The following is a 24,300-nucleotide window of genomic DNA, read 5'->3' on the forward strand; positions in this document are numbered from 1 at the left end:
GGAAGCCATGAAGCTGATGAAGCGTGCGGCCGCCGTCTCCGCCGTCGCGGCCGCGTTCGTCCTCGGAGTGGCCGGCCCGGCCGCCGCGCACGTCACGGTCAACCCGGACAGCGCGACCCAGGGCGGGTACGCCAAGGTGACGTTCCGCGTGCCGAACGAGAGTGACAGCGCCTCCACCACCAAGCTGGAGATCAACCTGCCGACCGACTCGCCGGTCGGTTCGGTGTCGCTCAAGCCGCTGCAGGGCTGGACCGCGGTCGCCGAGAAGACCAAGCTGGCCACCCCGGTCGAGGTACACGGCAGCCCGATCACCGAGGCGGTCACGAAGATCACCTGGACGGCGGCGGCCGGTTCCGAGGTCAAGCCCGGCTTCTTCCAGGAGTTCGACGTCTCACTGGGCCCGCTGCCCACCGCCGACCAGATGGTCTTCAAGGCGCTGCAGACCTACTCGGACGGCACGATCGTGCGCTGGATCGACGAGCCGAACGCCGACGGCACCGAGCCGGAGAGCCCGGCCCCGGTCCTGAAGCTGACCGCGGCCGGCGCCGAGCCCGCCGGTGACACGGCCGAGGGCGCCACCGCTGAGGCCGTGGCCGAGGAGCCCGCCGAGTCGTCCGGCAGCAACACCTGGGGCATCGCGGGTCTCGCCGCCGGCCTGGTCGGCCTGGTCGCCGGACTGCTGGCCTACCGCAAGGCCGCCACGGCCACCCCGCTCACGGTGGCCCCCGCCGCCGCAAAGCCCGCGGCCACCGACGACAAGTAGGAGCCATGGTGACCCCGGCCGTCGCTCACGGCGGTCGTGGTCCCGGCACATCGCCGGCGTGGTGACCCCGGCCGTCGTTCACGGCGGTCGCGGGTACGCACGTCGACAGCAGCGTGGTGACACCGGCCGTTCAGCGCGGCCGGAGTCACCACGCTGCTTCGTGTCAGACCGGGCGGCGGGCGGTCACACGCGTGAACGGGGAGAGCGGGTGCGGTGCTTTTCGGCGTACCCCACAAAGAGCCGCAAGCGCACCGACCAGCGCGCCCACCCGCGCGAAGCGGAAGTCCCACACCAGGAGCAGGCCACCCGGGCGCAGCACCCGGACCAGCTCCGCGGCCGCCCGGCGCTGATCCGGCCACTCGTGCGCGCTCAGCGTCGAGGTGACCACGTCGAACGTGCCGTCCGGCCAGGGCAGATCACCCACGTCGGCGACTCGCAGATCGGCGGGCCGCAGTGCGGTGGACGGCCAGGCCCGGCGGGCGAGGGCCACCATGTCCGGGGACAGGTCGGCGCCGCTGAGCCGCAGGTCGGGCCGGAGCGTCTCGACCGCGTGCAGCAGGCGGCCCGGACCGGTGCCGATGTCCAGCACCGCACCGTCGCGGGGCGCGGCGGCCGCGATCCCGGACGCCGCCCGCCGGTGGAAACCGCCGAGCAGCCGGCCGGCCCGCCGGTCGTAGGCGACACTCCGCGCTTGATCGAAGACCATCGGTTCCTCCCGTGGTTGACAACTCCGTCGACCGTGCCTCTTCATGTCGACATGAGGTCAAGCCCCGGGATGTCCATCGGTGACCTGGCGGCGAGCTTCGGGCTCGCCCCGCACGTGCTGCGCCACTGGGAGGACCGCGGTCTGCTCCAACCGGAGCGGACCGCCGCCGGCCGGCGGGTCTACACCGAGCAGGACCGGGTCCGGATCGGGTTGATCCTGCTCGGCAAGGAGGCCGGGCTCAGCCTGGAGCAGACCCGGATGCTGTTCACCGGTGGCATGGACCGCCGCCGGCTCTACCGCGAGCACGGCGCCGAACTACGCCGCCGGATCGCCGTGGCGCAGGCGGCACTGGCGATCGTCGAGCACGCCGCCGAGTGCCGGGAGGATCACGTGCTGGTCTGCCCCGAGCTGCTGCGGATCACTGGTCCGCTCGCATCCGGTACGCGTCGGTGAGCAGCTCGGTGAGGCGGCCGACGTCCACCGCGGGCAGGCGCAGCATGACCAGCGGCAGACCGTCGTAGCCCGGTGTGGTGAAGAACAGGTCCGGTTCGCCGAGCAGCAGTGCCTGCTTCTCCGCCTCGTCGCCGACGAACAGCACCGCCACGTCGGTGCGGATCACCCGCGGCCTGCCGGGCACGCGTTCCGGATAGGACCAGACGAAGCCCTTGTTCGCGACCCGGAAGTCGAAGCCGTCGCTGTCGATCTCCACCACGTCGGGCAGGCCCAGTGCCAGCCGTCTGACGTCGTCCGCGTCAGCCATCGAGATCCCCCGTTCGAGTGCCGTCGTTCATACCGATGACAGGCTACGGTTCCCGGGTATCGACCGGCGCTAGGATCCGGCGGTGGGCGCGGACGCGGAGATCATCGTCTTCGACTACGACCGGTACCGATCTCAGGTCGTGCCGGCTCTGGTCGAGATGATCCGTGGCCGGGGCGTCGAGCCGTGGCTGGCCGAGGTGTTCCGCAGCGCCGGTGGTTACGAGGCCGGCTGGCGGCGTCTCGCCGAGGAGCTTCGGACCCGGTCCACCGATCTGGCGCGATATTGCACCTGGCTCGCCGACGACCTGCGCTACATCGGCGCCGACCCGGTCGACCGGGAGGCCGGCAAACAGGTCTTCTGTCACGCGCTCAGCTGCCCGGAGCGTCTGCGCTGCCGGTTCCATGCGGACAACGACCGGTTCGCACTGGAAGAACTGAATGCGCTCCACGAGGCGTTGGTGGCGACGCTGTGCCTGGGGCAGTCCCGGTTTTTGGGCCGCAGTGTCACGCCCGGTCTCTATCTGCCGGTCTTCCGCCGGTGCGGTGTCCCGGAGGGCGACCCGCTGTGGGATCTGCTCGGCGCGCTGGCCACCCGCGGTGCGGCGTTCGGCTACCAGTACACGATGGGGACCGACGGCATCCACGGATGGCTGACCCCGGCCGAGGCCGGCGAGATGGCGCGCAGGCTGGGCGAACTGCCGTTGACCGGTGCGGACTGGCCGGAGGAGAGCCTGTCGCGGATCCGGGTGATGGCGGCGAAGGCGTCGGCCGCCGGGTTCGGTGTGCTCTGGGGCAACGACGTGATGCCCGACATGTGGGCGCAGACGTTCGGCATGGTGCCGCCGGTTCAGTGAGCCGCTCCCGGTGTGAGCTGGGCTTATCACCGGCGCAAAGAGTTCGCAACAAGAGGTTGATCACTGGCCGTGAATGGGTTCTTGCCCTGCGGTGCTCCAGGCACTAATCTCCGATCCAATAAATAGGAAATACAGGCTTGGCATAGCAGGTCGGCTTAGCTCCCGCCGGCACGAAAACCACCCCATTCACCCCTGGCGGTATGACGCATGCGAAAACTCATCCTCCTCGCCCTCGTGGGGCTCGGTGCTCAGCTCGTCGACGGCAGCCTGGGCATGGCCTACGGTGTCACCTCCACCACCCTCCTCCTGGCGATCGGCACCAACCCGGCTGCCGCCTCCGCCACCGTGCACCTCGCCGAGATCGGCACCACGCTGGTCTCCGGCTTCTCGCACTGGAAGTTCGGCAACGTCGACTGGAAGGTCGTCGCCAAGATCGGTGTGCCCGGCGCGATCGGCGCCTTCCTCGGCGCGACGGTGCTGAGCAACCTGTCCACCGAGACCGCGGCGCCGCTGATGGCGATCATCCTGCTGCTGCTCGGCCTGTACGTCTTCGTCCGCTTCACCTTCCAGGGCCTGCCCAAGGGCAACCTCGGCAAGCCGCTGCGCAAGCGGTTCCTCGGACCGCTCGGCCTGGTCGCCGGGTTCGTCGACGCCACCGGCGGCGGTGGCTGGGGCCCGGTCGGCACCCCCGCGATCCTGGCCAGCGGCCGCCTCGAGCCGCGCAAGACGATCGGCTCCATCGACACCAGCGAGTTCCTGGTGTCGGTCGCCGCCAGCCTCGGTTTCATCATCGGCCTGGCCGGCGGCACCGAGTCCGTCGACTTCGGCTGGGTCGCCGCGCTGCTCATCGGTGGTGTGATCGCCGCGCCGATCGCCGCCTGGCTGGTCCGGCACATCCCGCCGCGGGTGCTGGGCGCCGCCGTCGGTGGTCTGATCATCCTGACCAACACCCGGTCCCTGCTGCGCAGCGACTGGATCGACGCCTCCGACCCGGTCCGCTACACCTTCTACGCGGTCATCTACGCCGCCTGGGCCGCGGCGCTGGTCTACTCGATCAAGCAGTACCGCGCCAACCGTGCCGAGGACGCCGCGATCATCGCCGAGGCGGAGACGGCTGCCGTGTCCGGCGACCTGCCCGAGGACAAGGACAAGGCCAGCACGTCCGTCTGACCGCGACGAACCAGGAGAAGCCGGCCCGATCCGCTCGGGCCGGCTTCCGCCGTTTCCGGCGTACCCCGGATGATCTTTATGATCTGGCGATGCGATTCCCGGATCTGTGTACGGACCTGAGCAACGGCGTCATCGAACTGGATGCGGAGGAGTCGACGACCGCGCTGCGGGCCATCATCGGCGCGATCGGCGAGGTGAGCCCGGACGAGCTGACCGAGGGCGCCCGGCGGCTGCTCCCGGCGGTCCGGCAGGTGTCGCTGGGCAACGGCGGCCAGCTGGCCCAGGTGACCGCCGGCCTGGTGGAGGCCGGCGCCGACCCGTTCGTCCTGTTTGATGCGCTCGTCGACCGGGTCACCGCGGGACTCGAGCAGGCCGCCCGGTTCCCGGCCCTGGCCGAGAAGTCCGGCGCGCTGTCCGAGCCGGAGAGCCAGGAGGAGGTCGACGACCTGCTCCGGCAGGTGGCCCGGGTCGCCGTCGAGGCGGGCCTGTCCGCGGACGAGGCCGGTGGCGTGGTGCAGGCCTGGTTCACCGTCGAGGACTGGATCCCGGCGCTGCTCCTGCCGTTGCAGCAGAAACGGGTCCGGCAGGCCTTCGCCGACGACCCGGCCCGCCGCGACCGGCTCGTGGTGGCGGCGCTGGCCATGTCCGAGTACGCCGAATCCGCCCCGTGGCTGCTCGGCCTGCTCCAGGTGATCGACGACGTGCCGGTCCTGGTCGTGCACCGCGACTCCGGCCGCGCCTACCGCCTGACCGTCAGCGGGGTCGCCGAGAACTTCCAGCTGAACACCCTGCTGGCCGCCACCCTGATCGGCGACCCGGCGGACGGCCTGATCCCGGGGGAGCGTCCCGAACAGGAGTGGGTCGACGCCGCCACCGACGGCGAGGAACTGCAGCCGGAGGGCGGCATCGTCGCCCGGTTCGACCTGGTCTCCGCCGACGGCGCCCCGACCTGGCCGGAGGGGCAGCTGGCCGACATCCCGGTCGTCGACGGGTACCGGGTGCTGGTGCTCGACACGCCGCGTTTCGAGCGCAGCTGGAACACCGGGCGGGTGTACCCGCTGATGCGCCCGGAGGTGGTGCTGGAGCGGATCCTCCCGGAGTCCGAGGCCGCCGCGTGGATGCAGCGGATCAAGCCGGCCAAGCGTGACCTGTTGGGCGGCTGAACCCCGGCTGAACCCGGCTGAACCCCGGGACGGCCCTGCGGCGACGGATCACCGCAGGGCCGTCGTCGCTCTCGTCAGCCGGTGAGGCCGACGATGCCGATGAGCGACTTCAGGGCGGCGTAGACCAGTCCGGCGAACGCCAGGACGGCCAGCGCCTGCAGGATCATCCAGCGGAGCTTGACGATGATCCGGACAGCGAGATAGAGCGTGAGGGCACTGCCCAACGAGTACGCCATGAGTTCGTAGCGGGAGCTCTCGTCGGTGACCGCGGCGCCGGCGCCGGTGAGCACGACCACCGTCCCGGCCGCGATCACCCCGCAGCGCCGCAGAGACTGGTTTACGGAGATCTTCAGGGGCGGTATTTTCTGCATTACGGACTCCGAGAGTTCGTAGGAGCGGGTGCCCCTCGAGTCGCGCTGGGAATCGGGATCTCGGGGGTGCCTGTCAGCAGAGGTGAGGCACGCGAGCTCGGATCCGTGCGGTGACGCGGCGGGGCACGTGGTGGCCGGGCGGCACCGCGCCAGACTCGTTCCACCGCCATCTCCGCCTCCCTGTAACTTCAGGGAACTTCAATGAAATTCAGGCTAGGTGGGCCGAAGAGACGAAGGCAAGCTGACATTTCGTGAACGCCGTCTTCAGTCACGTTCACTCACGCTCTTGAGGACGGCCTCAGGCGATACTGCTCGTACGGAAGCGACAGACCGGCAGATTGAAGTTGTCTGAAGTTCGGTGAAGGATTCATCTCATGCAGTCGGGAGAGTCCAGCGGCGTGCGCCTGGCCCGCCGTCTGCGGGAACTGCGCGCCGCGCACTGGCCGGGGCTGAAGGTCACCCAGCGCCAGGTCGCCGAGGCGCTCGGCGGCGAGAGTCCCCTGAGCATGTCGTTGATCTCCGCGTGGGAGTCGGTCCGCGACCCGCAGCTGCCACCGGCGCACCGGCTGGCGGCCTACGCGACCTTCTTCGCCAGCCGCCGGTCGGTGGGCGCCGAACCGGCCCGGTTGCTCGGCGAGAACGAGCTGACCGAGGACGAGCGGCGGATGCGCGACGAGTTGCACACCGAGCTGCTCAGCCTGCGGCTGTTCGGGGCCGAGCATCGTGAGGCCGGCGAGCCGGCGTCCTTCGAGCCGCTGCCGCTGCCGCTGGTCGGGCCGACCACCGACACGATCGGCGGCGGGACCTGGTTCTTCCCGGACCAGCGGCCGATCATCATCGTCAGCGGCAGTCTGCCGCGGCGGTTCCGGGAGCGGATGCCGTACACCGATGCCAAGGATCCCGACTACGTCCGGGCGTACAGCCTGGCCGACCTGGACGCGGTGCTCGAGGTGCACGGGCACATCCGGGCGGTGAACCCGGCGGCCGAGGTGCGGATCCGGCGGTCGGAGGAGATGATCGAGGACGACTTCACCTCGCACCTGGTGCTGATCGGCGGGGTCGACTGGAACCCGGTGAACCGGGACATCACCCGGCGGCTCGCTCTGCCGATCAGCCAGCAGATGCGGTCCAGCGACGACGACTTCGGCTGTTTCTCGCACCGGGACGGTGAAACGTTCCAGCCGGTGGTCGACGAGGGCAACGGGTCACTTCTGGAGGACGTGGCCCACTTCTTTCGGGGGAAAAGCCCGTACAACGCCCGGCGAACGGTGACACTGTGTAACGGAATGTTCGGTCGCGGAACGTACGGCGCTGTTCGGGCGTTGACCGACGCGAAGTTCCGCGATCGCAACGAAACCTACATCCGGCAACGCTTCCAAGATCCGTCGACGTTCAGCATATTGATGCGCGTCCGGATCAATCCGAACGGAGCCGTGGTGACACCCGACTGGACCCAGGACGAAGCCCGGCTGCACGAGTGGCCGGCAGTGAGTGAGGCATGAGCAGCGCCAGCCACCATCGCTCGCACCGTGGCCTCATCCAGCGCTCGGCCTCCGGCCCGGAGCGGGCGACTGTGGACGCGGTCATCGTCCCCAGTGTGCGGTCCCCGCTGATCCTCGACGAGGCCGGCCGGATCGCCGGCGAACTGGGCTGCGCGCTGCTGGTGCTGTGCAGCATGGGCTCGTACGCCGCACGGGTGGTCGAACACCTCGCCGGGCGACCGTCGCTGCGGGTGGTGGCGGTCGACTTCCCGCCGGACGGGGTGTCCCGGCTGCCGGTCCTGGAGACGTCGACGGTGCTCGGCCGGTCGCGCCTGCAACGCCGCGCCGACACCAGCGCCAAGCGCAATCTGGGGCTGGCGCTGGCCCGGACGGCTGGCTGGCGCAACGTGGTCTTCCTGGACGACGACATCATCATCCCGGACGCCGCCGACCTGGAACGGGCCGCCGCGATGCTGACCACCCACGACGTCGTCGGGCTGCGGGTCGGCGGGTTCCCGGACAACTCGGTGGTCTGCCACGCCAACCGGGAGACCGGCGCCGAGCAGGACACCTTCATCGGTGGCGGCGCCCTGGTGGTGCCGGCACACCGGACCGAGTCGTTCTTCCCGGAGATCTACAACGAGGACTGGTTCTTCCTGCTCGGCGACACCGCGCTGCGGCGGGTCGGTCAGGTGGGCGTCGCCGTGCAGAAACCGTACGACCCGTTCGCCGACCCGGACCGGGCCCGCGGTGAGGAGTTCGGCGACGTGCTCGCCGAGGGGGTGTTCGCCCGGCTGGACGACGGTCTGCCGATCGGCGCCGACGACGCGTACTGGGCGGAGTTCCTGGCCGACCGGCTGCATCTGATCCGGACGATCGAGGCGCGAATCCCGGCACCGCCGGTCACGGAGCGTGACAGTCAGATGGTGGAGGCGCTGAGCGCGGCCAAGGGCCGGCTGCAGTACATCCAGCCGAAGGACTGCGTCCGCTACATCGAGGCCTGGCAGCGGGACCGGGCCACCTGGCGGTCCTTCGTGACCCGGATCCGCCGGATCCACCGGCCGGACGCGGGCCTGGCCAACGTGATCACCGCGATCGGCCGGTTCGGGCTGACCGCCGTCACCGGCCCGCCTCCCGGTCCGCACTGGCCAGGGCCGGAGCGAGAAGTGCGACAGCCAGAGCCAGCGGCAGCAGGCTGACGATCGCGGTGTGCAGCCCGGCGGCGTGGGCCAGCCGCCCGATGGCCAGCGGGCCGACGATGCTGGCGCTGTAGCCGACCGCGGTCATCAGCGCCACCGCCGACGGTGCCGCCAGCGCGCCGGTCGCGCTGAGCGCGGCCGGGAACACCCAGCAGATCCCGGCACCCCAGCCGAGCGCAGCCAGGTAGAGCCAGATCCCGGTCGGCCCGGCGACCACCAGCACGATGCTGGCCCCGGTCACCAGCGAACCGGCCCGGACCAGGCCGACCGCGCCGACCGTCCGGTGCGGGCGTTCCGCGGCCAGGCGCCCGGCGGCCATCGACGAGACGAACAGGGCGTACCAGAAAGCCGCCCCGGCGTGGGTGAGCAGCCGGTCCTGGTTGAGGTAGACGGCCAGCCAGTCGCCGGCGGCACCCTCCACGACCGCGCCGCAGAACAGCAGCGTGCCGATCGCCGCGAGCCGCCGCAGCGGTGACCGGGCGGGACCGGCGGCGTCGGAGCGTCCCGGCTTGTCCTCGCCGAACACGGTCAGGCCGACCGCACAGAGCACCGCGATGATCAGGACGACGGCGCTCAGGTGGGGGAGCAGGCCGACCGAGAGCGCGGTGGCGGCCAGCCCCAGGCCGGCGCCGGTCATGCTGCCGATACTCCACCAGCCGTGGAAGCCGCTCATCAGGTGCGTGTCGTACCGGCTCTCCAGGGCCGATGCCTGCATGTTCATGCCGGCGTCCCAGACGCCGCCGCCGACGCCCATGCCGAGCAGGGCCAGGGCGAGACCGGTGGGTGACTGCGCCAGCGGGATGGCGAGCAACGACACCAGCGTGCCGGTGAACCCGGCGCCGGCGACCCGGCGGCTGCCGAACCGGGCGGTGACCGGGCCGGTCAGGGTCATCGCGGCGAGGGTGCCGAGCCCCAGCATCGTCAGTGCGGCGCTGAGGCCGGCGACGCCAGTGCCGGTCTGCTCGAGAACGGCCGGCAGCCGGGACATCCAGGACGCCTGCGTGGCGCCGCTGCCGGCGAAGACGAGACTGACCGTCCGAGTCGCCCACACGAAGTCACCCCCGTCGATGACTGTAACGGCGGGGAGCGCCGGACGCGATCCACGAAAAGGACCTCGTGGACAGGGCTTGTATCGAAGTGGAAGACGGCTGGACCCGCCTCGCTCCGCCCCACCTCGATACAGGTCCTAGTGGTCGGGGCTGTCGGCGGCGGCCATGATGCGCAGGGCGTTGGGGTCGACCGCGACCCGCAGCGGCGTCTCGCCGCACGGCTCACCGTCGACCTCGGTCCGGGTCGGACGGTCGGTCTGCAGGAACAACTCGCCGACCGCCAGGAACGGCTGCTCGCGCAGCGTCCGCCGGTGTCCGGTCAGCACGTTGCGGGCCGTCTCGCGCAGCAGCTCCCAGCGGGTGCCGCCACCCACCGGATAGGCCACCAGCAGCCGGTCGTCGGCACCCGCGTCCGCGGTGATCGGGCGGCCCGCGTGAAAACCGCCGTTGGCCACGTACACCTGATGGGTCCGGTAGACGATCTCGCGACCGTCGGCCCGGACCGTCACGGTCAGCGGTCGGTGCCGGGTCAGCAGCCCCAGCGCGGTGATCGGGTAGGCGATCCGCCCGACGACACGCTTCAGCCGGCGCGGGGCGGAGATCATGATCTCGGCGGAGAGACCGACACCGACGTGATTGGTGAACGGCATGTCCCCGGCGACCCCCAGGTCCACGTCGATGACCTTGCCGTCGGTCAGGGTGGCGATCGCGGCGTCCAGATCCGGCGGGATCCCGACGGTCCGCGCGAAGTTGTTCGTCGTGCCCAGCGGCAGCAGCCCCAGAGCCACGTCCCGGTGGGCCAGCATCCGCCCGGCAGTGCTGATCGTCCCGTCGCCGCCACCGGCGACCAGCAGGTCGGGGCCGAGAGCCAGCGCCTCGGCCAGCGACTCCTCCAAGTCACGGTCCACCGCGTACGACCCGAGCACCGTGAACCCGGCCGCCAGGAGACGGGCGTGGGCGTCCTCGTAGAGCTTGCGTCCCCGCCGGGACCGGGCGTTGACCACGAGGACCGCGCGCCGGTCCCGCCGGATGTCGTCGGTCAGCTGCTGCTTCGTCCGCACCCGACGACCCTATCGTCAGTGGTGATCATGAAGTGGTCAGTGGGACGGCCGACCAGCCCCGGAGCACGAACGACGGGTGCCGCACCGGCGGGCCGGCGAACTCCAGGGCGGGCAGGTCGAGCAGCGCCTCCAGCGCGGACTGCAACTCGATACGGGCCAGCGGCGCACCCAGACAGAAGTGCAGACCGGCGCCGAAACTGAGATGCGGGTTCGGGACCCGGCCCACATCGAAACGATCCGGCGCGGCGAACACCGCCGGATCCCGGTTGGCCGCGCCGAGCAGGGCGGCCACCTCGGCCCCGGCCGGGACGGTCACCCCACCGACCGTCACGTCCGCGGCTGCGGTCCGCACGAACAGTTGCGACGGCGAGTCGAACCGCAGCATCTCCTCGACGGCGGTCACGACCAGCGACCGGTCGGCGCGCAGCCGGGCCAGCTGGGCGGGATGCTCCAGCAGCGCGACCACCCCGTTGCCCAGGCCGTTGACCGACGCCTCGTGACCCGCGTTGAGCAGCAGGATCACCGACGCGATCAACTCGTCTCCGGTCAGCCCCACCCCGGTCAGGTGGGTGATCAGGTCGTCGCGGGGATCGGCACGGCGGGCCGCCGCCAGGTGAGCCAGGTAGTCGGCGAACTCCCGGGACGCCTCGATCGCGGCGGCCTCGACGGCCGGGGTGCGCGACACCTCGTACATCCGGACGATCGCCGCGGACCAGGGACGCAGCCGGGGCCGGTCGGTGGCCGGCACACCGAGCAGTTCCGCGATCACGGTGACGGCCAGGGGTTCCGCCACGTCGGAGATCAGGTCGAACTCGGTACCCATGGAAGGGGGTTTGATCCCGGCCCGCAGACGCTCGACGTGACCGCGCCCGAACGCCTGCGCCACCAGCGACCGCAGCCGGGTGTGGACCGGCGGCTCGTTCTCCATCATCTGATGCCGGTGCAGCAGGTTGAACGGCTCGTAGACCGCGGCCGGCTCGAGATCGGTCCAGAACCGGCCCAGCCGCCGGTCCCGCAGGACCGCGTTCGCCGTGGCGTGACTCGAGGCCAGGAACCGCGAGGTGGGCGCGTGCCAGCTGAGCGGGGCGCTCGCGCGCAGTGTCGCCATCATGGGGTACGGATCGAGCACGAACCCCGGGTCGTCGAAGGCGATCTCCACGTCGCCAGGGTATCCACGGCCCGGCCCCGAGGTCAGTCGTCGGCGGCGGATCCGCAGATCGTGCGGGGTCCGCGGCGTACGTCCGGGAGAACCTCTCCCGTTTGACGACCTTGCCGCCGGAGTGGAACAGCCGCCACGCGTCCTGGGTGAACCCGTCGATGCCGCTGGTCGCGATGCCGGCCGGCCCGGCCGTCGAGGTGATCGTCCGCGGCGAGGTGACGTTGCGCTCGGCACTCCGCTCGGTGGTCACCTCGTCTCACACCCGGGTGCTCCACATCGACTGCGCCGTGGAGACGGGCCCGGGAGCCCTTTGATCGAAACCGGTAAACCCTTGATCGAAATGTTCAGTGGCACTGCGCTCGGCCGAGCCGTCGTTCGCGGTTGTTCAGGGGGCGGATTCCAACCGTCTGGGACGGCTGGGTTGGTCGAGCCGTCGTCGGTGGCTGTTCAGAGGGCGGATCTCAACCGTCGGCGACGGCGCGGTCGGTTGTGCCGTCGTTGGTGGCTGTTCGCGAGGCGGAACTCAACCACCAACGACGGCGCAGCAGATCGAGCCGTCGTCCACGGCTACCCAGCGCCGCCGGTGACCTGCAGCAACGGCTCGGGGGCCGCCCGATATCACCTGGTTCGTGTTCGTCGGGCCTCTTGTCGCCGAGCCTCTTATCGTCGGTGCTCGCCGGCCCCGCGCGGTCCTGTCCTGCCCCGTCGCCGTCGCCGTCGCTGTTGCGGTCGCCGTCGCAGTCGGCCAAGCCTCCCGTTGCTGGTGGCTAGACATGTTTCGTCATCAGGGTCCGCGTGGTGACTTCAGGCGTCCAGCGCGCCCGTATTCACCACACGACCGCGGGTGTGGTGATTTCGGGCGTCCAGCGCGCCCGTATTCACCACACGACCGCGGGTGTGGTGATTTCGGGCGTCCAGCGCGCCCGTATTCACCACACCGCCACGGGTGTGTTGACTTCGGGCGTCCAGCGCGCCCGAAGTCAACACGCGGATGGGCTTCGCACCCTGACCACGAAACGTGTCTAGGTCTTGCCTTCTGAACGGCCGTGGATGACGGCTTGGCCGATCGGGCCGTTGCTCGTGGTCGAGGTGGATCTCTGGGGCAGCCATGGACGACGGCTGGGCGGGTTGGGCCGTTGTCCACGGTTGTTCTGGAGGTGGAATTCGGCCACCGGCGACGGCTGGGTCGACGTGGTGGGCCGTCAGCAACGGCTGGGTCGACTTGGTGGGCTGGCGGTGACGGTTGGACCGGATCGGCCGGCCGTCAGCGACGGCTGGGTTGACTCGGCCGTCGTCAGCGGTTGTCGGCCTGCTTGCCGGTGGGCTTCACCCTCGTTTGTGGGCTTCACCCTCGATGGCGGGTTCGCCCTTGGGGCGGGTTTGTTGAGGGCGGGGCCACGAACGTCTGGGTAGGGCCCGGGACGGGGATGGTGCGGTTGAGGGAGTAGTGGCACGTACAAAAGCGGGATTTTTAGGCTTTTGCGGTTTCTAGGGCGGCGCGCACGGTGGCTACCAGCTTTTCGCGCGTGTACGGCTTTGCCAGGATTGTCGAGCCCGGCTCCAGGTTGTTGCCGTGCTCGTCGATCAGGGCCTCGGCGAAACCGGACACGAAGACGATGGTCAGGTGCGGCTTGCGGGCGCTGGCGATCTTGGCCAGTTCGCGGCCGTTGATGCCGGGCATGACCACGTCGGTGACCAGGGCGGCGATGTGGCCGGGGTGCTGTTCGAGGATCTTCAAGGCTTCGGCGCCGTCCGGGGCGGTCAGCACGGTGTAGCCGGCGCTGGTCAGTACCCTGGCCGTGACCTGCAGCAACGCGGCCTCGTCGTCGACCAGCAGCAGGGTTTCGCCGGCCGGGCGGTGATGCGCGGGTTTCACGGCGGGCGGCGGGGGCGGCGGCGCGGCGATGGCCGGCAGCGCGAACGTGACGGTGGTGCCGCGGCCCGGGTCGGAGCGCAGGGTGAGCTGCCCGCCGGCCTGGCTGATCACGCCGTGTGCGGTGGAGAGGCCCAGCCCGGCGGTGCCGCTCGCCGGTTTGGTGCTGAAGAACGGTTCGAAGGCGCGGTCGAGTACGTCCTGCGGCATGCCGGTGCCGGTGTCGCGGATCCGCACCACCACCTGATCGTCTTCGGTCGCCGTGGTGATGGTGACCGTGCCGCCGTCCGGCATCGCCTCGCCGCTGTTGCGGACCAGGTTCTGCAGGGCCTGGGTGATCTGCGCCGGGTCGGCCTGCACGTCGGGCAGTTGCGGGTCGAGGTCGAGGATCAGTTCGGCGTCGCCGGCCGCGCCACGTAGCGCCTCGGCCGAGTTGCGCAGCAGCGTGTTCATGTTGAACGGGGCCGGGCGGATGATCTCCCGGCGGCCGAAGGCGAGCAGTTGCTGGGTGAGGCCCTTGGCGCGTTCGCCACCTTTGACGACGTGGCTCAGGTCGGAGAGGAGCGCGTCGACGGCGTGTGCGGGGATCGTCCCGTCGTCGCGGCCGTCGGTGACGGTCTCGATGGCGAGGGCCGCGTATCCGAGGATCGCGCCGAGGATGTTGTTGAAGTCGTGGGCGGTGCCGCCGGCCATCCGGCGCAGGCTGTCCAGGCGTTCCGCGTCGCGGTTGCGGGCCTCGTCCTGCCGCCGGTGCGACTCCTGTTCGCGGCGGTGTGTCTCCTCGCGCAGGCGTTCCTCGGCGGAGACCAGGTCGGTGACGTCATCGACGATCAGCACCCCACCGGTCAGCGCGCCGTCCTCGTCGGTGATCTGCCGCAGGTGTACGCGCAACCGCCGCACCGTCCCGTCGGACCAGGTCAGCCGGTGGTCGAAGCGTAGTTCGGCGGTGCCGCCGGCCCCGCCGAGGAGGCGCATCGCGGTGTCCTGGGTGGGCGGGTCGACGCACGCGGTCCAGCCTCGTCCGAGCAGTCGCGCCTCGGGCATCTGCAGGATCTCGGCCAGTCGCGAGTTCACGTAGTCGGCGTTGCCCCGGCAGTCGAGGATGCCGATGCCGACCGGTGAGGCGAAGGCCATCGCCTCGAACCGGCGTTCGGTGTCGTGCAACTCGCGTACCTTCTCGATCAGTGTGGTGTTGACGGCCTGCATGTGGGCGTGGACGAATTCCTCGGTGGCGGTCACGTCGACCAGGACCGGTCCGCCGGCCAGGGCGGTGTCGATCGCGTCGAGCAGCGTGTCGGGGTCCTGGGACCGCAGCACCACCTGGCTGACGCCGCACGCTTCGGCGATCGGCCGGGTCTCCGGTTCCAGGTAGTTCGCGGTATAGAAGATCACCGGCGCCTGGGCGGCCAGCGGGTCCGGGTCGGTACGCAGGCGGTGCACCAGTTCCAGGCCGTCGATCCCGGGCATCAGCACGTCGGAGACCACGATGTCGGGATGGTGCACGTGGGCCAGGCGGAGAGCGTCGGCCCCGTCGTGGGCCTCGATCACGTCGTGGCCGCGGAACCCGAGGAGCATCCGCACGATGTCCCGGTTGGCGGCCACGTCGTCGACGACCATCACTGTCGCCACCACGGCTCCTCTGCGCTGAGCGGTATGTCCTGAATAAGGCTAAAGCAGAAAAAGATCACAGGTACCGTGATGCCGTGGGAACGCCGGACCGGAGGGCGTACCGGCTGGTCAGCAGCGTGTTCGCGGCGGCCGGGGCGGTGCTCGGGACAGAGGCCCTGCGGCGGCACGCCCGCCGCCGGCTGGACCAGTACTTCTACCTCGCCGCGATCATGGAGGAGACCGGGACCCCGGCTTTCGTGAAGCACCTGAGCGGACGGTATCGCCTGGTCAGCGGCGCGTACGAGAAGTTGCACGGACTCACTCCGGGGACCACCGCCGGCCGGTACGACCGGGACGTCCACCCGGCCGACTGGCTCGCCGAGATCCGCCGCCGGGACCTGGCGGTGCTGGGGTCCGGGACGCCGATCGCGTACGAGGACGACTTCGAGCACGACGGTGAACTGCGGCGCTTCGTCACCACCATGTACGTGCTGCGCAACCGGCGCGACCGGCCGTACGCGATCTTCGGGGTGAGCAGCGACGTCACCCACCTGCGTCGCGCCGAGTACCACTCGGCGCATCTGAACGCCCGCCTGGCCGCGATCGTCGAGGCCTCCCAGGACGCGATCGTCAGCAAGGAGTTCGACGGCACGATCAAGACCTGGAATCAGGGGGCCGAGCAGCTCTACGGGTACACCGCCCAGGAGATGATCGGCCGGGACGTGACCAGCCTGCTTCCCGACGACCGTCTCGGCGAGGAGCGGGAGTTGCTCGGCCGGGTGCTGGCGGGGGAGCATCTGACCCGGTACGAGACCCGCCGGAGGCGCAAGGACGGCACCGAGATCGAGGTGTCGCTGAGCATGGCGCCGGTCCGCGGCTCCGACGACATGGTGGTGGGGCTCTCCACGGTCGCCCACGACATCACCGCCCGGGTGCAGGCCGACCAGCGCAGCCGGGTGGAACGTGACCAGCTCGAAATGATCATGCACGCGGCCAGCGACCCGTTCTTCACGATGGACGGGCGCGGCCTGATCCTGGAGTGGAACCGGCAGGCCGAGCACGTCTTCGGCTGGCGCCGGGAGCAGATCCTGGGCCGTGGCGTGGACGGCACGATCCTGCCGGTGCGGTACCGGACGGCGCTGACCCGGCTGCTCGTCGGGCGGCTCGAGTGGCTGCTGGACCGGCCCTCCGAGATGACCGCGACCCACCAGGACGGCCACGAGATCCCGGTCGAGTTGACCATGTGGCGGCTCCGGGCCGACGGGGAGATCCACTTCCACGGTTTCGTCCGGGACATCACCGCCCGGCGGCAGACCGAGCAGGCCCTCGCCGAGGCCCGCGACCAGGCGCTCGAGACGGCCCGGCTGAAGTCGCAGTTCCTGGCGTCGATGAGCCACGAGATCCGGACCCCGATGAACGGCGTGATCGGCCTGACCGGGCTGCTGCTCAATTCGCGGCTCGACGCCCGGCAGCGCCGGTACGCCGAGGGCATCAGCACCGCCGGCACGGCTCTGCTCGCGGTGATCAACGACATTCTGGACTTCTCGAAACTCGAGGCCGGCAAAGTCCTCATCGAGGACGCCAACTTCCGGATCCGCCGGCTGGTCGACGAGGTGGTCGCCCTGGTCGCCCCGCCGGAACCGGACACGCGGCTCACCGTCACCGGGCACTGCGACCCGCGGCTGCCCGGCGCGGTCAGCGGCGACCCGGCGAAACTGCGGCAGGTGCTGCTCAACCTGGCCGGCAACGCGGTCAAGTTCACCGCCGAGGGCCGGGTCACGATCACCGTCACCGTCGACGGCGAGCGCCCGGCCGGACCGGACGCGATGCCGGTCCGTTTCGAGGTCCACGACACCGGCATCGGCATCGAGCCCGGCCGGCAGGAGGAGTTGTTCGAGGCGTTCACCCAGGCCGACGCGACCACCACCCGGCGCTTCGGCGGCACCGGACTGGGCCTGGCGATCAGCCGTAACCTGGTCGAGCTGATGGGCGGCCGGATCGGCGTGCGCAGCGTCCCCGGACAGGGCAGCGTCTTCTGGTTCACGGTCGTCCTGCGGGCCGCCCGCGACGAGCTGGGACAGTTCGAACGGCACTGCCTGGACGGCCTGCGGGTGCTGGTGGTGGAGCCTGGCGCCGACGACCGCGGCGCCCTGATCGAACAACTCGTCGCCTGGTCGATGGACGTGGCCGGGGTGCCCGACGCGGCCGGCGCCCGGGCGGCCCTGGGTGAGGCGGCCGCGGCCGGACGGCCGGTCGACGTGGTCCTGCTGGACACCGGCAGCACCACCGGCGAAGAGATGATCCCGCCCGGCTGCCCACGGCCGAAGACCATCCTGCTGACCGGCGCAGACGGGGCGTTGCGCCAGTCCCAGCTCTACGACGCCCTGATCGGGGCGCTCGCCGGCCCGGCCGAGGAGCCGGAGTGCACCGGCGGCCCGGTCACCGGGCGTGGCCACCTGCTGGTCGTCGAGGACAACGACATCAACCGGATCGTCGCGCTGGGCATCCTCGCCAACCTCGGCTACAGCGCGGACGTGGCGGTCAACGGGCGGGAGGCCGTCGACCTGGCCACCCGCCACGAGTACCAGGCGATCCTGATGGACTGCCTGATGCCGGAGATGGACGGGTACGCCGCGACCGCCGAGATCCGCCGCCGGGAACCACCCGGCCGGCACGTCCCGATCATCGCGCTGACCGCCGGCGCGCTCGCCGAGGACCGGGCCCGTTGCCTGGCGGCCGGGATGGACGAGCACGTCGCCAAACCGCTCGTCCCGGCCGACGTCGCCCAGGTGCTCGAGCAGCGGATCACCGGCCCCGAACTGCCGGTCGCCGACATCGAACGCCGCCTCGACCAGCTTCGCGGACCGGATCCGGTGGCCACCGAGAACGCCCTCGGCCGGCTCCTCGCCCACCTCTCCGGCAAGATCCCTGAACACCTGGAGCGGATCTCCCACGCGCTCGCCCTGGAGGACGCGCACGCCCTGCGAATGGAGGCCCACCAGCTCAAAGGGGTGCTGGCGAACCTCGGTGCGATCGCGGCCACCGACGCCTGCGGACGGCTGGAGGACGACGCCCGCCGCGACGACCTGCACACCGCGGTCGCGTCCTACGCCGCCGCGCGACCGGTCATCGAGCTCGCCCACCGGGCGGTGGAGCGGATTCGGCAAGCTCATCCCGTCGGTTAGCGAGCAGGCTCGTGGTGGTGACCACCGCCAGCACGCCGAGGATGACGACCAGGGACGCCATCGTGGGGATGTCCGGCAGCCAGGTCCAGACGCTGTGCGCCCAGTGCAGCACCAGCTTGACCCCGATGAACGCCAGGATCACCGCCAGGCCGTAGTTCAGGTGACGCAGCCGGTCCAGCAGACTGCGCAGCACGAAGTACAGCGCGCGCAGGCCGAGCAGGGCGAACGCGTTCGTGGCGAAGACCAGGTAGGGGTCCTCGGTCACGCCGTACACCGCGGGCACCGAGTCGAACGCGAAGACCAGGTCGGTGGTGAAGACCGCGACCACCACCAGCGCCAGCGGCGTCAGCGTCCGCCGGCCGTTCAGCATGACGCTCATCTTGGAACCGTGGTACTCGCCGGTCACCGGCATGAACCGGCGCAGGAACCGCACACTGCGCAGACCGTCGATGTCGATCTGATGCTCCTGGCCGCGGACCGCGTCCCGCAGCACCTTCGCCGCGGTGGCCAGCAGGATCGCGCCGAACAACAGGAACGCCCACACCCCGGACTGCAGGACGGCCGCGCCGAGAGCGATGAACACCGCCCGCAGCACCAGCGCGCCGGCGATGCCGTAGAGCAGCACCCGCTGCGCCATCACGGCCGGCACCGCGAACGAGGTGAGCAGCAGCATGAACACGAACAGGTTGTCGACCGACAGCGACTTCTCGACGATGTAGCCGGTGTAGAACTCGACGGCCGGCGTCCGCCCGTACACCTGCCAGACGAAGACCCCGAACGCGGCCGGCAGCGCCAGGTAGAAGATCGACCATCCGACCGCCTCGCGGATGTGCACCTCGTGTGGTCGGTGCGTGATCGCGAAGTCGAGAGCCAGCAGTGCCAGCAGCACGGCGATGGTGATCGCCCAGAGCGTGGGCGAGGCGATGGAATGCAAGAAGGGTCCTCCCTCGGACATGGTTCAGCGTCCGAGGTCTCCCTCACCCCGCCGGCCAAGCCGTCTAGGGCGAACGCACGGGGACACACACAGGTGTCCGTGATGACCGCACGTTCTCTCGGAGGTACTCCCCTCGCCGGGCAGCTTACGTCACCCGGCCCGGTTCCGACACCGTCTCCGCGGATCCCTGAGCAGCCACCCCTTGGTCACGGGATGGCTGCTCGGCGACGTCAGCGGCCGGAATCAGACAAGATCACGGACCGAGCGGGCGAACCGGGCCGGGGACCGCAGATGCGGAAAACCGGTGGGGGAGACCGGGCGGCTCGACGCGCGGCGGGTGCGGGGCTTCGAGAACCAGCTCCGGTACGCGTGAAGCAGACTCGCGTCCCGGCGGGCCACCGCGAACTGCCGGTACGGCTCCGGAATGGTCCCCAGATCGGCGGTCGCCAGATGCGACTCCACGGTCGCGGCGGGTGCCGCCGTCGCCGGCACGTCCACGCTGATCACCGTCTTGGTGGCGTAGGAGTCGGCGAACGCCTCGGCCAGCACCACCGACTCGGCGTGTGCCACGAGTACGGGCGCCCGGTGCAGGTCCAGCCCGTTGATGATCATCGCGAGGTCCTGCGCCAGGCTCTCCACCGCGTAGTCGCCGCGTGGCGCGGACTGCCCGTGCCCCGGCAGGTCGACCGCGAGCACACTGCACGATCCGCCCATGTCCGCGGCGACCGGCCACCACATGGTCCGGTCGTAGAGCAGTCCGTGCAGCAGCACGACCGGCCGGCCGAACCGTCCCCAACGGTCGTAGACGAGCAGGTTGGCGGGGGTGCCGTAGGCATGGGTCGTCCGGCGTGGAGCTTGAGGATGCACGGGGATGTTCTTCCTTCGTCCAGGGGGAGTACAGGTTCGGGGGAAGATCAACGATGCCGTGACATCACCCGAACCGGCAAATCTCGTGGGCGTATCGGCTGAGTCTTGCTTCGCCCGTCCCTTTTGTTAACGCCCCTGGCCGCTGATGTCGACGTCGCGTATCTGCCACTTCCGCCCTGTTCACGCCCGCCCTGGTTCAGTCGTGCAGGTGGGCGGGGAGCTGCCGGCGGGAGGAGACGTCCAGCTTGCGGTACACCTTCCGCAGGTGGTGGTCGACCGTGTTCGCGCTCAGGTAGAGCTGGGCGGCGATCTCGCTGTTCGTCGCACCGGCCGCCGCCAGCTGGGCGATCGTCTGCTCCTGCGGTGTGAGCCCTTCCCGCGAGGAGGACGCCGAGGCGGCGGCCAGCTCCTGGCGGGCACGCGTGGCGAACGCGGTGGCGCCCATCTCCTCGAACATCGCCACCGCCGTGGCCAGAGGGATCCGGGCGTCGCTGCGGCGTCTGCGGCGGCGCAGCCACTCGCCGTGGAGCAGGTGTGCCCGGGCCAGGTCGGCGCGGGCCGGTGTCCCGGTGAGCAGGGCGATCGCCCGTTCGTGCAGCGGCTCGGCCCCGGCGGACAGCAGGGCCTGCGCGCGGGCCAGCACCCCCAGCGACCAGGGGGTGCCGGCGGCGGTGGCCCGGACGGTGAGAGTGGCCAGGGCGCGATCGGCGAGGACCCGGTCGCCGCTGCGGACGGCGGCCTCGACGAGGTCGGGGAGGACCCGCGAATGCAGACCGAGGGCGTCCGCCTCGAACACGTCGCGGGCCACGTCCCGGGCCCGCGCGTAGTCGCCCCGCCCGAGCGCCAGCACCACCGTGCTCAGCCGGGTCAGCGACTGCAGCGACCCGGATCCGATCCAGCCGGCCGCCTCCATCGTGGCCGCGAGTTCGGCCTCGGGGGACTCGTGGGACGTGCTCGTGGCGCGCCACGCGGGCAGTCCGGGATGGCGGTGGATCGCCTCCAGCTGGGCGGTCCGGCCGATGGCCGCGCGGACCTGTGCACTTTCGGTCAGGAGCTGTTCGGCGGCGGTGATGTCGCCGAGCTGGACCTCCACGGTGGCGGCGCAGTACAGGGCGGTCACCAGCTGCCACAGGGCGCCGGTCTCCCGGGCCGCCGTGATCACCCGCTGCCAGAGGGCGCGATGCGGTTCGGGGTCCCACCGCACGATGTCCAGGACGCTTCCGGTCAGGTGGTGACGCAGCACCTCCGCGGCGGGCACGGCCGGGTCGCGCAGCACCACGCCGGCCCGGCGGAGCACCGGGACGGCGTGTTCGCAGCCGTCGACGGCGGCCGTGGCGAACGCCGCCAGCAGCAGCCCGGGGAGGTCGTCGCCGGGGATCCGCCGGGCCAGCGCGGCGATGTCGGCGGGGGTGGCGTCGCGGATCAGGTGGCCGGCCTGCACGGCGTGTTCGGCGGCCTCCAGAAGGGCCTCGCGGGCCAGGCGCGGGTCGGTGCCGGCCAGGGCGCGTGCAGCGTGCAGGCAGGTCACGGACCCTTTGGCGTACGCGTCCGCGCCACCGGCCATGACCAGTGCCTTGGCGCGTAACGGATAGGTGTGCGGGATCTGCTCGGCACCGGGCGGGACGGTCTCGAGCAGCCGCAACGTCTGGGTGGGCGCACCCGCGGCGAGGGCGGCCCCGGCGGCGGCGAGCACCCGCGGAACCCGGGACGGCCCGTCCGGGGTGAGCTCGGCCGCCCGGGTCAGAAACGCGGCCCGGGCGATCGCCCCGCCCCGCGCCGCCGCATGATCAGAAGCGGTCACCAATCCTGCCGCCACGGTCTCGTCGGTGCCCGGACAGGCGGCGGCGAGATGCCACGCGCGCAGGTCGGCGTCGCCGGGCCGGGTGGTCGCGGCGGCCAGCGCGGCGTGCACCGCACGGCGGCGCGATCCGGCCGCGCCACTGTAGATCGCGGACCGGGCGAGCGGCTCCCGGAACGCGAGCAGACCCGCGGCCCGGGAGCGGACTTCGGGCGACAGACCCAGCGCGGTCGCGGCCGCCGCGATCCGGGCGGCGTCACCGTTCGGTTCGGCGGCGGCCACCAGCAGCCAGGTCCGGATGTCGTCGGGCAGGTCGCGGATCTGCTGCCGGTAGTGCTGTTCGAGCCGGCTGCCGACCGGAAGCGGATCCGGCAGCGACTGGGCGCCGGTCAACTGGTCCGGGGTCAGCTCCCGGCTCAGATCGATCAGGGCCAGGGGATTGCCGCCGGTGGCCGTGACGAGACGGGCCGCCACCCGCTGGTCGAGGGGTCCGGTGACGGTGGCACGCAACAGGTCCCGGGCGTCGTCCTCGGCGAGACCGCGCAGCTCCACGACCACCGTCGGCGGAGGACCGGCGCCGGTCAGCGGATCGCGGGTGGCCACCAGCAGACCGGGAACGGCGGCACGCAGGACCGCGAGTGACTCCGGATCGGCCCACTGGGCGTCGTCGACACAGCACAGGACCGGTTGCTCGCCGTCCGGCCCGTCGAACCCGTCCGGCCCGTCGAACCCGTCCGGCCCGTCGAACCCGTCCGGCCCGTCGAACACGTCCGGCCCGCTCGGCCCGTCGAACACGTCCGGCCCGCTCGGCCCGTCGAACACGTCCGGCCCGTCGAACAGGGCCGCCGTGGCCCGGACGATCGCCGCGAAATCGGGACGGGGCCCCTCGGCGAGACCGACCGCCCGCCGCAGCGTCACCCGGTGCACCGGCGCGAGGGTGTCCACCACGGTCAGATGGGGGATCAACAGGCGGTGCAGGACGGCGTACCCGAAAGCGGCCTCCGCCTCCACCCCCGGGACCCGCAGCAGGCGCACCCCCGACACCGTCCCGGCGAACTCGTCGAGCAGCGCCGTCTTGCCGGTGCCCGGATCACCCCGCAGCACCAGCACGCCTCTCCGGCCCGCACGCAGACTCTCGGCGAACCGCCGGAGTGCGCGGCTCTCGTCGATCCGCCCCCGCACGAGGCCGAACCTAACGACGGACGGCCCGCCCCGGACCGGCCCTGCCCGCACACCATCCGGCCCACCGTGCACCGGCCCGGATCCGACGCCCGGCCCACCGTGCAGCGGCCCGGACTTTCAGTGCCCGGCCGACCGTTCGCCGGCCCGGATCCTCAGTGCCCGGCCTGCCGGAACCGGGCCGGGGTGGTGCCGTAACGCGCCCGGAATCGTCGCGTGAAATGGGTCGGATCGCGGAAGCCCCAGGCGAGCGCGACGGCCGCGACCGGCCGCCGCTGCTGGTCCGGGCGCAGCAGGTCGCCGCGGGCGCCGCGCAGCCGCTCGTTGATGATCCACTGTTCGAGGCTGAGACCGGCCTCCGCGCAGACCTTGTAGAGCTGCCGCACCGACACGTTGTGGGCCGCCGCGATCCGGGCCGCGTCCAGTTCCGGATCGTTCAGGTGCCGGCGGGCGTACGCGCGGACCCGGCTCAGCAGGGTCTCCTCCCGGACCCGCCGGGACTCCGGTCCGCCGGCCGCCGAGGCGAGCAGCGCCCTGACCAGGTCCACGCTCGCCGTCGCGACGGTCGGGGCGGTGGTGCCGCCGGTGATCCGGGCCGGATCGCGCGCCAGGTGGGTGATGTGACCGGCGACCAGCGGGTACAGCGGACTGGCCGGCAGCCGGCCGAGAGCCCGGCGGATCACGTCGGCGGGCAGGTCGAGCCGGTCGATGGGGAACTGCAGACAGCCGGCCGCGCCGTCGCCCGACCAGGAGTAGTCGTAGGCACCGGCCAGATCCACCGCGAGGAGCTCGCCGGCCGGGGTGATGCGCTGCTCGGCGTACTGTTCCAGGCGGCCCACGCCGTGGCGCTGCACGGACAGCGCGATCACCGGCATGACGTCCTGCCGGGCCTGCCGGGCGGTACGCAACAGGCGCAGACCGGCCGACCGGGCGGTGAAGACGGTCCCGTCGCCGAGGTCCCACACCTCCAGCCTGGTCCGGATCGGGCCGGCCGGATCCTCGTGGATCACGTGACAGGGCGCGGACGCGTACAGCATGGCGGTGTGCACCGCCTCGGCCCGGTCGCCTTCCGGAAGCCCCGCGGTGTCAAGTACGAACCCCATGGCCGTTCCCCGTCGCCC

At 71.3% G+C, this 24,300-nt stretch carries 20 protein-coding genes; 9 read left to right on the forward strand and 11 right to left on the reverse strand.

Annotated elements, in window-relative coordinates; genetic code table 11:
• Positions 1-7: 7 nt before the first annotated feature.
• On the forward strand, positions 8-763 hold the full coding sequence (locus WH85_RS00395; RefSeq protein WP_045739719.1) for a YcnI family copper-binding membrane protein: 756 nt from the start codon (positions 8-10) through the stop codon (positions 761-763).
• A 163-nt stretch (positions 764-926) separates the two neighbouring features.
• Here WH85_RS00395 and WH85_RS00400 read toward each other — a convergent pair whose 3' ends face one another.
• Positions 927-1,469, reverse strand: a complete 543-nt coding sequence (locus tag WH85_RS00400; protein ID WP_045739567.1) for a class I SAM-dependent methyltransferase — start codon at positions 1,467-1,469, stop codon at positions 927-929.
• 51 nt (positions 1,470-1,520) lie between these two features.
• Here WH85_RS00400 and WH85_RS00405 point away from each other — a divergent pair, with 51 nt between their 5' ends.
• Positions 1,521-1,922: a MerR family transcriptional regulator gene (locus WH85_RS00405; RefSeq protein WP_045739568.1), complete on the forward strand. Its 402-nt coding sequence runs from the start codon at positions 1,521-1,523 to the stop codon at positions 1,920-1,922.
• Here WH85_RS00405 and WH85_RS00410 read toward each other — a convergent pair.
• Positions 1,888-2,229 carry an MmcQ/YjbR family DNA-binding protein gene (locus tag WH85_RS00410; protein WP_045739569.1) on the reverse strand — a complete coding sequence of 114 codons (342 nt, stop codon included), beginning with the start codon at positions 2,227-2,229 and terminating at the stop codon, positions 1,888-1,890. The two genes, WH85_RS00405 and WH85_RS00410, sit on opposite strands and share 35 nt — an antisense overlap.
• Positions 2,230-2,311: 82 nt before the next feature.
• Between WH85_RS00410 and WH85_RS00415 the strand changes: the two genes are divergently transcribed.
• The 3 genes from WH85_RS00415 (at position 2,312) to WH85_RS46545 (ending at position 5,415) form a co-directional block, all read left to right on the forward strand.
• Positions 2,312-3,082 (forward strand): hypothetical protein, encoded by a 771-nt coding sequence (locus WH85_RS00415; RefSeq protein WP_045739570.1) that lies wholly within the window; start codon positions 2,312-2,314, stop codon positions 3,080-3,082.
• Positions 3,083-3,289: 207 nt separating this feature from the next.
• Positions 3,290-4,252 carry a sulfite exporter TauE/SafE family protein gene (locus WH85_RS00420; protein ID WP_045739571.1) on the forward strand — a complete coding sequence of 321 codons (963 nt, stop codon included), beginning with the start codon at positions 3,290-3,292 and terminating at the stop codon, positions 4,250-4,252.
• A gap of 89 nt (positions 4,253-4,341) precedes the next feature.
• Positions 4,342-5,415 (forward strand): hypothetical protein, encoded by a 1,074-nt coding sequence (locus tag WH85_RS46545; RefSeq protein ID WP_052720031.1) that lies wholly within the window; start codon positions 4,342-4,344, stop codon positions 5,413-5,415.
• Between the two features lie 74 nt (positions 5,416-5,489).
• Here the strand turns inward: WH85_RS46545 and WH85_RS00430 are convergent, their stop codons facing one another.
• Positions 5,490-5,786 carry a hypothetical protein gene (locus tag WH85_RS00430; protein ID WP_157410652.1) on the reverse strand — a complete coding sequence of 99 codons (297 nt, stop codon included), beginning with the start codon at positions 5,784-5,786 and terminating at the stop codon, positions 5,490-5,492.
• 374 nt (positions 5,787-6,160) lie between these two features.
• On the opposite strand from WH85_RS00430, the gene WH85_RS00435 reads away from it, so the two are divergent.
• The gene (locus WH85_RS00435; protein WP_045739573.1) at positions 6,161-7,288 is read left to right on the forward strand and encodes a helix-turn-helix domain-containing protein; all 1,128 of its coding nucleotides are present in this window, start codon (positions 6,161-6,163) and stop codon (positions 7,286-7,288) included.
• Positions 7,285-8,466: a glycosyltransferase family 2 protein gene (locus WH85_RS00440; protein ID WP_157410653.1), complete on the forward strand. Its 1,182-nt coding sequence runs from the start codon at positions 7,285-7,287 to the stop codon at positions 8,464-8,466. The genes WH85_RS00435 and WH85_RS00440 overlap by 4 nt, the downstream gene beginning before the upstream one ends.
• Here WH85_RS00440 and WH85_RS00445 read toward each other — a convergent pair.
• From WH85_RS00445 to WH85_RS00455, 3 genes are all read right to left on the reverse strand, one after another.
• The gene (locus WH85_RS00445; protein WP_045739574.1) at positions 8,387-9,517 is read right to left on the reverse strand and encodes an MFS transporter; all 1,131 of its coding nucleotides are present in this window, start codon (positions 9,515-9,517) and stop codon (positions 8,387-8,389) included. The genes WH85_RS00440 and WH85_RS00445 overlap by 80 nt on opposite strands.
• Before the next feature lie 135 nt (positions 9,518-9,652).
• The gene (locus WH85_RS00450; protein WP_045739575.1) at positions 9,653-10,576 is read right to left on the reverse strand and encodes a diacylglycerol/lipid kinase family protein; all 924 of its coding nucleotides are present in this window, start codon (positions 10,574-10,576) and stop codon (positions 9,653-9,655) included.
• Positions 10,577-10,601: 25 nt separating this feature from the next.
• Positions 10,602-11,735 (reverse strand): cytochrome P450, encoded by a 1,134-nt coding sequence (locus tag WH85_RS00455; protein WP_045739576.1) that lies wholly within the window; start codon positions 11,733-11,735, stop codon positions 10,602-10,604.
• A 101-nt stretch (positions 11,736-11,836) separates the two neighbouring features.
• On the opposite strand from WH85_RS00455, the gene WH85_RS00460 reads away from it, so the two are divergent.
• Positions 11,837-12,049 (forward strand): hypothetical protein, encoded by a 213-nt coding sequence (locus WH85_RS00460; protein ID WP_045739577.1) that lies wholly within the window; start codon positions 11,837-11,839, stop codon positions 12,047-12,049.
• A 1,157-nt stretch (positions 12,050-13,206) separates the two neighbouring features.
• Here WH85_RS00460 and WH85_RS00465 read toward each other — a convergent pair.
• Positions 13,207-15,237, reverse strand: a complete 2,031-nt coding sequence (locus tag WH85_RS00465; RefSeq protein ID WP_245673756.1) for an ATP-binding response regulator — start codon at positions 15,235-15,237, stop codon at positions 13,207-13,209.
• A gap of 74 nt (positions 15,238-15,311) precedes the next feature.
• On the opposite strand from WH85_RS00465, the gene WH85_RS46550 reads away from it, so the two are divergent.
• Positions 15,312-18,401, forward strand: a complete 3,090-nt coding sequence (locus WH85_RS46550; RefSeq protein ID WP_052720033.1) for a PAS domain S-box protein — start codon at positions 15,312-15,314, stop codon at positions 18,399-18,401.
• On the opposite strand, the gene WH85_RS00475 is transcribed toward WH85_RS46550, so the two are convergent.
• From WH85_RS00475 to WH85_RS00490, 4 genes are all read right to left on the reverse strand, one after another.
• Positions 18,343-19,335 carry a TerC/Alx family metal homeostasis membrane protein gene (locus WH85_RS00475; RefSeq protein WP_245673757.1) on the reverse strand — a complete coding sequence of 331 codons (993 nt, stop codon included), beginning with the start codon at positions 19,333-19,335 and terminating at the stop codon, positions 18,343-18,345. The genes WH85_RS46550 and WH85_RS00475 overlap by 59 nt on opposite strands.
• A 243-nt stretch (positions 19,336-19,578) precedes the next feature.
• The gene (locus WH85_RS46555; RefSeq protein WP_052720034.1) at positions 19,579-20,202 is read right to left on the reverse strand and encodes an alpha/beta hydrolase; all 624 of its coding nucleotides are present in this window, start codon (positions 20,200-20,202) and stop codon (positions 19,579-19,581) included.
• Between the two features lie 196 nt (positions 20,203-20,398).
• Entirely contained in the window at positions 20,399-23,182 is a 2,784-nt protein-coding gene (locus tag WH85_RS00485) for a helix-turn-helix transcriptional regulator (RefSeq protein ID WP_045739579.1), read from the reverse strand.
• A gap of 152 nt (positions 23,183-23,334) precedes the next feature.
• On the reverse strand, positions 23,335-24,282 hold the full coding sequence (locus tag WH85_RS00490) for a helix-turn-helix domain-containing protein (RefSeq protein WP_045739580.1): 948 nt from the start codon (positions 24,280-24,282) through the stop codon (positions 23,335-23,337).
• Between the last annotated feature and the right edge of the window lie 18 nt (positions 24,283-24,300).

The sequence above is a fragment of the Actinoplanes rectilineatus genome (genome assembly GCF_000962825.1).
GTDB lineage: Bacteria > Actinomycetota > Actinomycetes > Mycobacteriales > Micromonosporaceae > Actinoplanes > Actinoplanes rectilineatus.